Here is a 15,043-nt window from a genome sequence, read left to right as displayed (position 1 = left end):
CTCCTTTTAATTAACTAGCTTATTTTAGATGTGATTTTTTCTAGTAATTCTTCTTGTTTTATTATATTTTCTGCTTTTTTCAATTTGAATTTTTTACTAATTTCACCTTGAGCATAAGCTTTTTGAGTGGTTAGTATTGTTAGAACAAAATTTATTGATAATCCTATAAAAATTGTTGATATTATTATAAGCATCGATGCATCTCTTAAGAAAATTTTAAATGCTGATGAACCGGGTATTGTCAATAAAATCAATGCAAATAATACAACAAAAAGCATCACAATTCCAATTATAAAAGTAGTAATAGTGTTTTTAATATTTGGAAATTTAAATCCAATTACAATATTTAATATTATTTTAACTAATCAAAAACTTGCAAAAGTAATGATAATGGCTGTAGAAGAATTTTCAGATAAGAAATTTGCAAAAAATATAAAAATTGTTGTTGATAATACAAAAATTCAAGAAAAGAAATTACTTGTAATTGCATTTTTTAATTCAATATCATTTGACTTAATCAAATTTGCTTTTGACATATTTCTTTTGATCATAATAAACAAATAAGTTGAAAGAGAAATCAATAATATAATTAAGTTAACAATAAATCCAATTGCATTAAGTGATAAATTTACTTGAAACACAATTGCTATTGACATTAAAACAATACTAATTGCAAACATTGAAAAATATGCATATTCTCTATTTAATTCAATTTTTGCTAATTCCCTATTTGTTTTTTGACCGAAAAGTTGAGTTTTAAAAGCAGCAACAAAAAGAACAATTAAAATCCCATATATAAAATTGAATATAAAAACAGCTAAGGCAATAAAAAGCATTGTAAAAGCTAAACTAGAAGCTCCTTCTAAAAAATTAAAAGAAGCTACAAAAAGCAAGAATCCTATAACAATTTCTAATAAGAAAATTGGTAAAGATAATAAAGTTTTCATTCAAGTGATTGAAAAACTTTTTCTTGTTTGTAGCCCCACAATTGTAAGCATTATAGTAATTGCTAAAGTATGAACTAAAATAATAATAGATGATGTTAAAATTCATGAATTCAAATTAGAATTAGTAGCCATTATTTCGATAGAACTAATTTTAAACAAAGTCATAACTATAGCAGCAATTACTAAAAAAATAGAATTTAAAATGTGTAAAGATAAAAATTTTATTTTTCATATTTTTCTATATGAATCAGCAATAAAGTTTATAAAAAATACACTTATTAAAGCAACAAAAATAAATAAAAACATCACAATTGTGCTAATCATTATCAAATTAGGAGATCCAATTTGACTTGGGTTAGATATAAATTGTAAAGAGATAATAATTGCAAAAAATATTCCATAAAAAATATATGAAAAAACTTTTAATAATATTGATAAATTGCTTGATACTTTCTCTGATAAATTTATTCTAGATATTTTCTCTTGCGAAAAACTTGCATTTTTTTCCATAAATTCCTTTCTTTTAAAGTTTTCTAAATATGATAATTATACCCTATTTAAAAAAATAATTTGGTAGTTTAAATAATTATTTTACTAAATATTTAATTTTGTTATTCTTATTAATTCAATAAATTTAATTATCATCTAATAAATATTTTTCAAAAATTTCAATTAAATTTTTAAATAAAGAAATAACTGTCATTGGGCCAACACCACCTGGTACTGGAGAAATGGCCTTTACTTTAGTTTTAACATTTGAAAAATCTACATCTCCTGTAACAATCATCTTATCGTTTTCTCCGATTGAATTTATTCCAACATCAATTACAATACTATTATTTTTAACATTTTCCGGTTTCACTAAATTTGGATGACCAGCTGCAACAATTAATATGTCAGCTTCTTCACTTCCTTTGATTCCTGTGTTAATGTTAAAACTTTTAACAATTGCTCCAGCTTGCTTAAACAATTCTTTTATCGGTTTACCAACTAAATTACTTTCTCCAATTACATATACTTTTTTGTCTTTAATAGTAAAATTGTATTCCTTTATCAAATCAATAATTCCTCTAGCTGTTGCTGGTTGAATGCAGGATTTTCCTGAGTAAAGATTTTTTGAATTTTTTTCTGATAAGCCATCAATGTCTTTTGTAATTGGGACAGAATTTAAAATTTTAGATTGATCAAATTGCAATGGTAGTGGTAATTGAACTATTAAACCATGAGAAATTTTTGATTCTTCTTCAATAATAGATATCAAATCCTTTTCAGATATCGATTCAGGAATTTTAATCAATCTAGAAACAACACCAATTTCTAATGCTTTGTCCATTTTAGTTTTTATATATTTATTTGAAGAAAATAAATTTCCTACTTGAACAATTGTAAAAACTGGCTTTATTTTAAATTGATTTACTTTTTCTTTTAAAAAAATTGTGTCTTTTTGAGACAATTTTTTACCATCTAAAATGATCATGTTTTTAACTAATAAAAAAAAGAAAAGTTTTAACCTTTTCTAAATTTCCCATCTCTACCTTGAATCATAATTGCAGATGTATTATCTAAAGATTTTGCATAATCTATCGCTTCTTTTTGAGTGTCACAAACTTTTGTAACTTTTTCAGCATTCGCATTTTTTACAGCTCACTTGCCATCATGGTTTACTACGTATTTAATCATAGAACTCCTTGTTATTTTTATTACATTATTATATATAATTTAATTGAATTTTTAAAATTTTCATTAATGAAAAAACATAATTAAAAATTTTTGAAAAATAAAATTATTTAAACGAATTGATTATTTTATTTCTTCAAATTCTTTTATATATTTTTCAAGTTTTTCTTTTTCTTCTTTTACTTTTATTTCCGAGGCATTATTAATAAATTTTTCGTTTGATAAAATTGATTGGGAGCGCTTTATCTCAGATTCTAAAAAAAGAATTCGTTTTATTCTTATTGTTTCTTCTTCTTTTTTCACTTCTTCAGGAATTTGAAGTCTAAGTTCATAATTGTTTAGTTTAAAAAATATTTGCCCATTTTCAGAAAAATTAGCATTTGCCATTTTTTTTATAAGATATTTTTTTAAATCTAAATTAAAATCACATTGATTTGAATTATTAATTGAAACAAGATTGTAATTTAAATCTATTTTATGACTCAAATTGAACCTTGTTCTATATTCTCTTAGTGTGGAAATAATTTCAATTGTTTCATCAATAAATAAATTGTTTTTCCTTGATTTTAATTCAAAAAAATCTGATTCTAAAAGTTCTTTTTTGTTTAACTCAAAATATAAATGATCTGTTAAAAAAGGTAAAAAAGGATGCAATAGAATTAAAAAGTTAGATCAAATTTTAGAAATAAATTCTTTTGAATCAGTCCCTTTGATAATTTCTATATAAACACTAGAAAAATCTTCATTTATGAATTTGAAAATTTCTTTTCCAATAACACTAAATTCAAATGTTTCAGATTTTTCATATATTAAAATTTTCAAATTTTCAAATTTTTCTAAAATCCAAGAATTTGCATTTTGTTCAATTTCCTCAGGAATTATTTCTTTTTTATCAGAATCTAACATTTTAATATATCTTGAAATATTTCAAATCTTATTAATTAAAGATCAAGCAGATTCAATCTTATCATAATTAAACCTTATGTCTTGCCCAGGTGTTGAATTTGTCATTAAAAATCATCTCAAAGAATCTGCTCCATATTTTTCAATTAAATCCATTGGATCAATTCCGTTTCCCAATGATTTTGACATTTTTCTTCCTTGTTCATCTCTAATTAAACCATGTATTAAAGCTTTTTTGAAAGGGATATTTTTCATAGAATAAATACCCATAAAATACATTCTTGCAACTCAAAAGAAAATAATATCATAAGCTGTCACAATTACACTTGTAGGATAATACCTTTTTAAGAACTCTGATTTTTGAGGTCAATTCAAAAATGAAAAAGGTGCAATGCCACTACTAAATCAAGTATCCAAAACATCTTGATCTTGTGTTCAATTAGAACCTGGAGAAGTAGTTTGAACTTTAATATTTCCCTTTTCATCATATCAAGCAGGAATTTTATGACCTCACCACAATTGTCTACTAATGTTTCAATCATGAGCTTCTTGCATTCATATTTTCAAAATATTTTCAAATTTTTTAGGAAAAAATAAAACTTTTTTGTCATCTTCATTTTCATTCTGAATTTTTTTCAAAATCATTTTTGAAAAAGGCTCCATTTTAATGAATCATTGAGGCATTACCAAAACTTCTGCAACTGTATTTGATCTTTCACTCATTATTATATTTGATTTAATATTTTCAATTTTATCAATTAAGTTTTCTTTTTTAAGTTTCAAAACAATGTTTTCTCTTGCTTCTAGGCTAGACATATTTTCGAATTCAGGAATCGCATTTGTCATTTTTCCAAATTTATCTATTGTTTCAATTACTTCAAGATTTAATCTTTTAATTACATCAAAGTCATTCATATCATGAGCAGAAATTTTTACAATTCCTGATCCGAAATTCATAATCGCATAGTCATCACTATGCATCTTGATAATTTTTTTAGTTAAAGGGTTCACAAAGTTTTTTCCCAAATAATGGCTATTTTTTTTGTCATTAGGATTTATTATTAAAGCAACATCACTTGCTAAAGTTTCTGGTCTTGTAGTTGCAACTAAAACATATTCAGAGTTTGAATTTTCTAAAAAATATTTTAAGTAATACATTTTAGATTCTTTTTCAACATTGATTACTTCTATATTGCTTAAAGATGTTTGCAAAAAAGTATCATAATAAATTGCTCTATTTCCTCTGTAAATATAACCATCTTTGTACAACATAACAAAAATATCATTTACAGCTTTATTTGATAATTCATCTAATGTAAATCTTTCTTTTTTATAATCTAATGCAAGACCTAATTTTGACCATTGTTTTTTTATTTCGTTTGCATATTCATTTTTTCAATCCATTGCTTTTTCAAACAATTCTTCTTTTGTTAAATCACTTTTAAAAATTTTTTGATCCAATAATCTTTTTTCTACTTTTGCTTGTGTCGCAATACCTGCATGATCAGTTCCTGGTAATCACAAAACATCATATCCTTGCAATCTTTTTAATCTAATTAAAAAATCTTGAAGAGTTGTATTTCAAGCATGCCCAATATGTAATTTTCCTGTTACATTTGGAGGAGGTAACAAGATAGAAAAAGGTTTTTTTGTTAAATCGTGAGTTGAAAAATATTCTTTTTTAATCCATTTTTCATTTTTGTCTTTTTCAACAATTTTATGATTATAAATTTTTTCCATTTAAACTCTCTCTTCTTTTTTGGTAGCAAATGTTTTTGTTAATAAATCTATATTTCTATTTGTTTGAAAATCAATAGTTTTAGTTAAAAATAAATTTTTATTAGATTTTTTAAGGCTATTTAATTTAGTCAAATACGAAATATCAATGATTTTTGTTTCTTCCAACTCAAATTTGGTATTTATTTTTTCAATTTCTCTTTCACTTAAAATTGGTGAATTTACAAATGAAAATGTTTTAGTTTTTGAATCAGGAAATTTATTTGTCCATTTAGTAAAATAATGAACATTTGCAAGTATAGAATGATTAGTAGATTCAACATTGTACATTTTCAAAATATCTCCTGGAACTAAATCAATCAAATAATTAATTGATTCATCATTTATTTTTAAATTGCCATTTTCCAAAAGAAGTTTTGTTTGGGGATGAATAGGAGTTTTTATTACTTCCAAAGTCTTTCCTTTTTCAATTATTTTTCCATAATAAGAGACAAAAATTTTATCAGCAATCAGGTCCAGATTTTGTGTTGAATATGTCCTAAAAAAAAATCCTATGTTTTCTTTTTTTACAAATTTTCTTAAATTCAAAATAAAAGTCTTATCTTTCATAAGAGTTTCAGAAAAAAATCTATCTTGAACAAATATAAATTTAGATTTTTTACTTATTAAAAGTGAAATTATTAAATTTATAATATTTAATTTTTCAGATTTTCAAAGATTTAATTTTTTAAAATAAGAAAAATAATATGGAATTTCTAATTTTAATAGTGCTTGATAAATAAAATCTTTTTTCACAACTTCTTCTAGTGCATTTCCTTTGAAATTGAAATCCCTAGAAAAGGAAAGATTTATAATTTCTTCAAAATCAAGCTGCATCATTTTATATGCATTATCAGCATCTTCAAATTGTTCGTGAATTTTTATGATTTGCATTAATGTTTTTTCATCATTATTTTTAAAATTTACTTCAAAAATTTCATTATAAAGTTCATTAAAAGATTTTAATAAATCTTTTTCTTGAAAACTTAAAACATTTATATTATTAAAAACAAATGAAATTTCTTTGTTTAAAATTTCGTTTTTATCTGCTAATTTTTTAAACTCAATTTCTTGTTCCCATTTTTCATTCACTACAAAAGTTTCTAGTGTTTGCGTTGCATCATAAAGTTTTTTTTCATTAATTTCAGGTTGAATATTTTTCTTTGATTTCAAAATTAATTTATATTCGTTAATTTGTTTGTTGATAGATTCTACTTCAATTTTAAAATTTTTTTTATTCAATGAATAAATAGCTTCATAAGGTTTGAATAAAAACAAATACTCGTAATCAATGTGTTTTTTTACATTTTTATTTGACATGTTAGAATTAGTTGAATTAATTAATTGGTCTCATAGAGTTTTATTGTATTCCCTTATATCTCTTGATAAAGCAACTATATCTTTTTGAGATAACCAAGATAAGTCTGATCTAGAACCCATTTTTTTAAATTTTTGAAAAGTTTTTTTATTCAATAGTGCAAGTTTGTAAAAATGAAATTTAATTTCCTTGTTATCTTGCATAAAAGAAACTTTTTTATAAATTTTATAGCTATTTTTGAAATTTTTAATGAAATTTCAAATAATTTTAGAAGTTTTTTTTCTATTTAAAATTGAATTGCTCTTTTTCTTGTTTAAACTTTCTAAAAGCTCGGAAATTTTTTCTTTAGACTCTAAAACTCTTTTGCTTTCTTTTAGTGATTCAATTTGTTTTTGAAGTTCATCTTTTTTTATTTTTTTGCTTGCAAGTTGAAATTCTTTTGTCTTAAATTCATTAATTTTTTCAAAAATATAATTAAAAATGTTTTTCTTTTGTAAACTTATTTTTTCCAAATTAGAAATTTTTAAATTTAAATAATCATCTAAAAAATTTAAATAAGAATTTTTGAAACTAATTCTATTATTTTTATTTTCAAAATCAATTTCTTTAAATGAATTTAATAATTTTTTATTTTTTTGAACAAAATTTTCTAAGTTTTGAAAATAGGTTTCTTGCAAATCTAATTTTTCAGACAGCAAAAATGATTCTAGTTTTAAAAATGATTCTTTATAGTAAATTGGGTAAATATCCTGGAAAAAATCTGTAATATTTTTTATGTTTTCATTTTCTTTTAAATGTTTTTTAAATAAATCATAAAAAAAGAAATTGTTATTATTTTCAAAAATTTTATGAATCCCAATTAAGGAATCATCTTCAAAAGTATCAATATTAAAATTCGATAAAAAATACTCTTTGTTTCCATCTTTTATTTCATCATTAATAGTTTGATTTAAATAAAATGAATGAGTTGAATTTTTAGACTTATTTTTAAGAATATTACTAATAATATTCCGAGATTCAAAATCTCTTTTATCAAAAAGAGTCACAATTTCACCTTGAATAATATCAATATTTAAATTATCAAAGTAAGGCATTTTTGTTTCTAAATCTAATTCTTTGCTAATTAAATTTTCTATGCTAAGATTTCATTTTTTTTCCATAGTTTCCTCATTAAAAGTAATTTTACTATACTCATCCATTACTTTGTTTATTTTTAATTAATGGAGCAATAATATTATATGTGATCAAAATAATAATTAAATTTCCTCATATTTTTATTGGGGATAAAAGCAAAGTTCCAATTAATGAAATTTGAAAATCAATTCCCAGAGTTATAGAATCTGCATAAGCTATTACCGCTATTGTTGAAAATTCAATTAATGCTGAAAAAATTATGATGGGAACAATATTCAAAAAGGTTTTTGGCTTGGAGTTAAATCTCATATAACTAATAAAAACTATCATTATTGCTAAACCTAAAATTGAAAATAAATAAAAAGATGGTCTAGTTCTAAAAAAAATTGGAGAGTCAAAAAACCTATCTGGTAAATTTGTTATTAATGTTACTATTGCAATTAATAAAATGGAAATAATTATGAAAGAACTTATTCAATTGAAATTTAAAATAGAATTTGAATATTCAGCCTTTTGTAGCAAAATGATTTTTTTCTCATATTTATTAATTAAAAAATTGTATTTTTCAATTGTTTTAATTTCTTCTTTATTTTCATTAAATCATATGAAGTTTTTGTAAAAAATAATTTTATTCGTGTATCTTTGGATTTTTGTTTCCTTACTAAACAAATTTTTTCCAAATTTAAAATAAAATCAGGCGACAATCCCAGGAATTGCTCCTGTTAAAGCTAATCCAAAAGAATATAATGGATTGTAAAAAGAAGGAATGAACAAAAAAGACAATAAATCAGCTAGAAATCCTGTAATAAAACCTATTAAAGGCCCAAATAAATATCCAGTAATTTTTACTGGTAAACCCGCAAAAGATAACTTAATATTGGGTAAAGAAGTTATTGCTAAAGCACCTGCACCAATTATTGTAAATGCAACTGAAGTTGCTATTAATACAGAGATAAAAGAAATCTTTTTATTTGTTCATTTGTTCATGTCTATACTATTATAATAAAATAAAAAAATAAATGCTACTATATTTATTTATGATACTTTATTCCTTTTAAAATTGTAAAGGATCTATATATTTGTTCGACTAATAAAATTCTAAACAATTGATGGGGAAAGGTGTTTTTTGAAAAAGATATTTTGTGCAAAAAAGTTGATTCATCAACTCCATTTGAACCACCTATTACAAATGTTAAATTATCTTCATTAAATAATAATGAAAAGTCTTCACTAGTTTTTTCTTGTCCTTGTAAAGAACAAAGATATACTTTGGAGTTTTTAGGAATTTTTTCAATAATAAGTTCAGTTTCTTTTTGCTTTTTAAGGTCAATATTTTTTTCATTTATTTCTTTTATTTCAATAAGGTTTATAGTTGCGAAAAAACTTATTTTTTTTAAATATGAAAGATATAAATTTAAATATTCTTTCTCAAGTTTTCCAACTGCGATAAGATTAATTTTCATTTTTTACTACTTTTAAATTTAAATGAAACATTAGCATTTGAATATCTGCAGGATTGATTCCGCTTATTCTAGATGCTTGTCCAATTGTTAGAGGTTTGATCATTTTAAGTTTTTGTCTTGCTTCAAATGCTAAATTAACAACATTATCATAATTCAAATCTTCTGGAAGTTTTAAATTTTCTAATCGAAGCATTTTATCTGCTTGACTCAATTGTTTTTTTATATAACCATCTAATCTTACATTAGTGCTTAATTCTTCTAGAAAAGGGAAATTGCCAACAATTTCTTTGATATCAATTTCATGCCTTGAAATTAATTGTAAAAATGAAGTGCTATTTGCAAGATTATATTTTTTTGCAAGAGGATCATTAATTGAAATATATTGATTTTCTAATTCAGCAATTTTTTTAGTGATCAAATCATATTTAGCTTCTGTAGTAGCAATTTCTTTATCTGTTAATGTTTTGGCATATTTTGCATATTTTAATAATCTTATATCTGCATTATCATTTCTTAAAAGCAAGCGATACTCTGCACGAGACGTCAACATTCTATAAGGTTCTTTTGTGCCTTTTGTTGTAAGATCATCAATTAAAACTCCAATATAAGAATCACTTCTTTTTAAATTTAAAGCTTCTCTATTTTCTAACTTTAATGAAGCATTAATCCCTGCTAGAAGTCCTTGACCTGCAGCTTCTTCATAACCACTTGTACCATTTATTTGTCCAGCAAAAAATAAATTTTCAATTTCTTTGGATTCTAAAGATTTTTTTAATTGTAAAGGATCAATAGCATCGTATTCTATTGCATAAGCATATTTTGCTACTTTAGCATTTTTCAAACCGTTTATTGATTTTATCATTTGATCTTGCACATCTATAGGCATTGATGTTGAAAGGCCATTAATGTACATAATATCTGCTTTAATTGTTTCTGGCTCAAAAAAAATTTGATGCCTTTCTTTATCTTTAAAACGCACAATTTTATCTTCAACAGAAGGACAATATCTCGGTCCTATTCCTTTTATTAATCCACTATACATGCTACTTTTGTTGATATTATCTAAAATTATTTGATGAGTTTTTTCGCTTGTATATGTTAAATAGCAATGAATTTGTTTTGATAATTTTTTAGAATGATAAATACTAAAATTTAAATTTGATTCTGGCAATATTTCTTCTTCTACTTCTGAAAAATCAATACTATTAGCATATATTCTTGGAGGAGTCCCAGTTTTTAATCTTAATAACTTGAAACCAAGTTTGATTAAAGAATTAGATAAGGAATTAGATGTTTTTTCTCCATCAGGGCCTGAACTATATTTTTCCTCTCCTCTTAAAATGTAAGAATCTAAATAAGTTCCAGCTGTGATTATTGCAGTTTTTGTTTCTAATAATCCATTTTTTTCAGTAATTACACCTGAAATTTTATTATCTTTTGTTTGAATTTCAAACACCATATCTTCAATCAAATCAATATTTTTTGTTTCCTGAACTGCTTTTAGAATAATTTGAGAATACTTCTCTTTGTCAATTTGAGCTCTAATAGCTCTTACAGCAGGACCTTTTGAAGTATTAAGCATTTTAATTTGAATCATTGCTTGATCTGCAAAATAAGCTTGTTTTCCACCTAATGCATCAATTTCTCTAGTAATTATTCCTTTAGCAGGACCACCAATAGAAGGATTGCATGGCATTGAAGCTAATCTATTTTGATTTAAAGAAATTAATGCTACATTAAAATTTTTTTTAGATAAAATAAATGCTGCTTCTACACCAGCATGCCCTCCACCAATAACAATAGCATCATAAATTTTAGCTGCCATTTTCTTCCTCTAATTTTTTTAAAATTGCATCTATATTTCTTCCGTTTTTTGAAGCTTCATCTAATTTAAAAGTAATATCAGGAGTATATCTAGCACTAATGTTTCTTGCTAATTCAGATCTTACAAAACCTTTTGCATTATTAAAATGTTCTAAAGCTTTTTTTTCATAATGATCAAAACTTAAATAAATAACTAAATGTGATGAATCTTTAGACAATTGCAAATCAACTAAAGTAGGAATAAAATTTTCATAACCTTTTACATCTTTAATTATTAAAGAAAGAATTCTTTTATAGTTTGCTTCCTTTTTTTGATGATTAATATATTGAGGTGAATTTATTTCAAATTTTCTCATAATAACCCTTTCAAATTTATACTATTAAATCTGAACATCTTCAAATGTTTGAATAATGTCATCTTCTTTAATATCATTAAATTTTTTAATGTGTGTACCAAATTCAAAGCCTTTTAAAACTTCTCTTGCTTGATTTTTTTCTCTTTGTAAAGAATCTAAAATACCTTCATGAACTGTTATTCCGTTTCTAATTAATCTCATTTTTGTTCCAGAAGTAACTTTTCCTGAAATGACTTCACATCCAGCAATATTACCAACTTTTGAATAGAAAAATATTTTCTTAATTCTTGCTTCTCCAGTAACTACTTCTTTAAATTTAGGGGCCTTTAATCCATTTAATAATTCATTAACCTCATCTAATAACTCATAGATAATTGTATGTGTTTTTACAATTACTCTTGATTCTTCAGCAAATGTTTTAATTCCCCCAGTTGCTCTAATGTTAAATCCAAAAATTATAGCATTTGAAGCTTGAGCTAATAATATATCACTTTTTGTAATTGCTCCAACAGAAGATCTTACAACATTAATTTTTACTTCTTCGTTTTTTATTTCCAATAATTTGCTCTTTATTGCTTCTGCAATTCCTTGAACATCAGCTTTTAAAATAATATTTAAAACTTTAATTCCGTCTTGAACGACAATTGTATTTCTGCTAATAAGTTCCGCTTGCTTATCTACAAAAGCTTTTTGTTCAGCAATATTTTTTGCAAAAGATTCATCACTTAAAGCAATAAATCTATCTCCTGCATTTGGGACATAATTCAATCCTGTTACAATTACAGGTGTTCCTGGATAAGCGGCATCAAGTGAATTTCCATTTGTATCTTCAATTGACCTAATTCTTCCATATTGACTTCCTGCAACAATGAAATCTCTAGGTGTAAGAGTTCCATTTTGAACAATTAAAACAGAAACTGAACCTTTTCCTTTATCTAAATGTGATTCAATAATCGTTCCTATTGCATCACGATTTCTATTTGCTTTTAATTCCAAAATTTCAGCTTGCAAATTAATAGCATCAAATAATTTATCAATTCCTTGATTTTTTAAAGCGGAACCATAAATGAATTGTGTATCTCCACTTCATTCTTCAGAAACTACATCTAAAGTAGATAAAGCCGAAAGAATTCTATCAATATCTTTATTTGGTTTATCCATTTTGTTTACAAAAACAATAATAGGAACATTTGCACTTTTAGCATGATCAATTGCTTCTTTAGTTTGTGGCATGACTCCATCATCAGCTGCAACAACTAAAATAACTATATCTGTTACTTTTGCTCCTCTTGATCTCATTTGTGTAAAAGCTTCATGACCTGGAGTATCGATAAAAGTGATTTTTTTGCCATTATATTCAATTTGATAAGCACCTGTATGTTGGGTAATTCCACCTGCCTCAGTATCTACTATTTTAGACTTTCTAATTACATCAATTAAAGTAGTTTTCCCATGATCGACATGCCCCATAACTGTAATAATTGGGGCTCTTTCTTCTAAATCTTTTGCTTCATCTGATAAAACAAGAGTATCCATAAAATTAGATACTGTTATTTGTTCTTCTTTTTTGAATTCATAATCAAATTCTAAACATAATTCTGCGATTTCTTCTTCGTTTATAATTTGGTTAGCATTATACATTTTACCTTGTTTAAAAAAGTGAAGAATTACATCTTTTGCTTGCTTTTTAATTTTTTTAGAAAACTCATTGATAGTCATTGGGCCAGTAAAGGTAAAAACACCATCTTTTAATTCAGTCTTGATTTCTAATAATTGTGTTTTTACTTCTTCAACATTAGATTTTCTTTTCGCTTTTTTTATTGCCATAATAACCTCTTACTTCTTCTATTAAATTATTATAAACATTTTGATTTATGTTCATTTTAAAAGAACGATTTAATTTTCTTTTTTCTAAGATTTGCATAATGATTTCAAAATCATTTTTTAAATATGCTCCTCTTCCTTTTTTTGTTTGATCTCAATCAATTTCGATATTACCTTCATTTGTTTTATTGATTCTTAAAAGTTCTTTTTTAAAAAAGAACTGATTTGTAAAAATACAAAATCTTTTTAAAGATTTATCAATTTCTTTTTTAATCTCAATCAGCTCCATCTACATCTAAATTATTCATATCAAAATCATCATAACTTGCAATATCTGAATCTGTTTCAAAATCACTATTAATTTTAGCTAAATCTTCCATTGAAAATGTATCTTCTTTTTGGGTATTGAAAGAAGAAAAACTTTGAGGGAATTCAATTGATTTATTATTTTTAGAATTAGGAGTATTTTTCTTAGGTAAAAAGCTTGGAAAATCTTCTGGAGCCTTATCTTGAAGAGTTAAAATATTTGTTTTATATGTTTCAACTTCCTTATCAAAATCTTCCATAATAGAATTAAAACTAGTTGATCTATGACCATTATTAAATTCAGTTCTAGTTCTAGAAAAACTAGGTCTTCTATTTCCAAAATTACTTTTATCTAAATTACCATTGTTTAATAACTCAATCCCTTTTTCTTTAGCTTGAGTTACTGATAAAATATCAAGTCTAGTTTCTGTTAAACCTGCAGCCAATTTAACATTTTGGCCAGCCTTACCAATTGCTTTAGTATTGTCTAAATCGGGAACAACAACTAGAAAATGATTATTTGCTTCGTCATTAATTTTTGAAATATGAGCAACACTTGCTGGACTTATTGAATTAATAATAAATTTTTCAAGATTTGTATCAAATAAAATAACATCTATTTTTTCTCCACCTAAACGGTCAGAAATTTTGTTTATTCTACTTCCTTTTTGACCTACAATTGCCCCCATAGGATCAATTCCATCAGGTGCAAAAGAAGTTTTTGAAACAGCAATTTTAGACCTAATTCCAGGAATTCTTTTAATAGCATTAATAACAATATTTCCTGAAGCAATTTCTGGAATTTCTAATTCAAGTAATTTTTTAAGAATTTCATTTGAAGTATTTGAAACAATTACTCTTAATCCGCGACTATCTGGTTTTACATCCTCAACATAAACTTCAACATAATCTCCTATTACCATTTCAATATTTGGGTTTTGTAATTTATCAGGCATAAATGCTTCTATTGAACCATTTTCATTTTCTAATTTCAAAGAAACCATTCTTCTATTATTTGTAATGTTTATTCCTTCAATTTTCATTCTGATAATCTGACCTTTTAAATTACCATATTTTGAAATCAAATACTCTTTTGAAAATTCTTTCATACTTTGAGTAAAAACATTATAAATTTTCTTAAAAATCGAAGGACTAAAAGATTCGAAAGGTATTTCGTCTTTAAAAGTCATATTAACTTCAAGGGATGGATTAATTTTTTTTGCATTTTCTACATTCATTGAATAGTATTTTTCTTCTTCTTCAACATCATAATCAGTTACAAGTTTATTTAAAATATATAATTTTATTTTGCTTTCACCAGTTTCTGATTTTTCAATTACTAAATCCAATTTTGCATTTGGATCAAAATCATTATTGAAAATTAAAGTTATTGCATTCAATAATGTATCCATTACTTCTTTTTGTGAAAGATCTGCACGAGATCCTACTAATTCAAAAAAGTCTTTGATTGTTAGCTTTTCATTAGTTTTTTCTTTTTTAATACTCATATATTTT

General features: G+C 24.4%; 12 protein-coding genes. All 12 read right to left on the bottom strand.

What is annotated here, in order from left to right:
• Positions 1 to 14 precede the first annotated feature (14 nt).
• A complete protein-coding gene (locus MMOB_RS00875; protein WP_011264681.1) occupies positions 15 to 1,457 on the bottom strand; it encodes a hypothetical protein in 1,443 nt (480 codons plus the stop codon).
• 124 nt (positions 1,458 to 1,581) lie between these two features.
• A complete protein-coding gene (locus MMOB_RS00870) occupies positions 1,582 to 2,424 on the bottom strand; it encodes a bifunctional 5,10-methylenetetrahydrofolate dehydrogenase/5,10-methenyltetrahydrofolate cyclohydrolase (RefSeq protein WP_011264680.1) in 843 nt (280 codons plus the stop codon).
• A gap of 29 nt (positions 2,425 to 2,453) precedes the next feature.
• Positions 2,454 to 2,627, bottom strand: a complete 174-nt coding sequence (locus MMOB_RS03555) for a DUF2188 domain-containing protein (protein WP_011264679.1) — start codon at positions 2,625 to 2,627, stop codon at positions 2,454 to 2,456.
• Positions 2,628 to 2,747: 120 nt separating this feature from the next.
• A complete protein-coding gene (locus tag MMOB_RS00865; protein ID WP_011264678.1) occupies positions 2,748 to 5,267 on the bottom strand; it encodes a valine--tRNA ligase in 2,520 nt (839 codons plus the stop codon).
• A complete protein-coding gene (locus MMOB_RS00860) occupies positions 5,268 to 7,781 on the bottom strand; it encodes an MAG1360 family OppF-related protein (RefSeq protein ID WP_041362805.1) in 2,514 nt (837 codons plus the stop codon).
• 25 nt (positions 7,782 to 7,806) lie between these two features.
• Positions 7,807 to 8,742 (bottom strand): hypothetical protein, encoded by a 936-nt coding sequence (locus MMOB_RS00855; RefSeq protein WP_011264676.1) that lies wholly within the window; start codon positions 8,740 to 8,742, stop codon positions 7,807 to 7,809.
• 44 nt (positions 8,743 to 8,786) lie between these two features.
• The gene (locus MMOB_RS00850) at positions 8,787 to 9,218 is read right to left on the bottom strand and encodes a 23S rRNA (pseudouridine(1915)-N(3))-methyltransferase RlmH (protein ID WP_011264675.1); all 432 of its coding nucleotides are present in this window, start codon (positions 9,216 to 9,218) and stop codon (positions 8,787 to 8,789) included.
• Complete coding sequence (gene mnmG / locus MMOB_RS00845) at positions 9,208 to 11,043, bottom strand: tRNA uridine-5-carboxymethylaminomethyl(34) synthesis enzyme MnmG (protein ID WP_011264674.1); 1,836 nt, start codon at positions 11,041 to 11,043, stop codon at positions 9,208 to 9,210. Before mnmG ends, MMOB_RS00850 begins: the two co-directional genes overlap by 11 nt.
• Positions 11,033 to 11,398 (bottom strand): 30S ribosome-binding factor RbfA, encoded by a 366-nt coding sequence (gene rbfA, locus MMOB_RS00840; protein ID WP_011264673.1) that lies wholly within the window; start codon positions 11,396 to 11,398, stop codon positions 11,033 to 11,035. The genes mnmG and rbfA overlap by 11 nt, the downstream gene beginning before the upstream one ends.
• A 24-nt stretch (positions 11,399 to 11,422) precedes the next feature.
• On the bottom strand, positions 11,423 to 13,225 hold the full coding sequence (gene infB / locus MMOB_RS00835; RefSeq protein WP_011264672.1) for a translation initiation factor IF-2: 1,803 nt from the start codon (positions 13,223 to 13,225) through the stop codon (positions 11,423 to 11,425).
• Complete coding sequence (locus MMOB_RS00830) at positions 13,194 to 13,511, bottom strand: YlxR family protein (protein ID WP_011264671.1); 318 nt, start codon at positions 13,509 to 13,511, stop codon at positions 13,194 to 13,196. Before MMOB_RS00830 ends, infB begins: the two co-directional genes overlap by 32 nt.
• Positions 13,492 to 15,036: a transcription termination/antitermination protein NusA gene (gene nusA / locus MMOB_RS00825; RefSeq protein ID WP_011264670.1), complete on the bottom strand. Its 1,545-nt coding sequence runs from the start codon at positions 15,034 to 15,036 to the stop codon at positions 13,492 to 13,494. Before nusA ends, MMOB_RS00830 begins: the two co-directional genes overlap by 20 nt.
• Positions 15,037 to 15,043: the final 7 nt, after the last annotated feature.

It is taken from the genome of Mycoplasma mobile 163K, from assembly GCF_000008365.1.
Lineage (GTDB): Bacteria > Bacillota_I > Bacilli_A > Mycoplasmatales > Metamycoplasmataceae > Mycoplasma_J > Mycoplasma_J mobile.
Note: the sequence above shows the minus strand (reverse complement) of the source record. Positions and strands in the feature narration are given on the sequence as shown.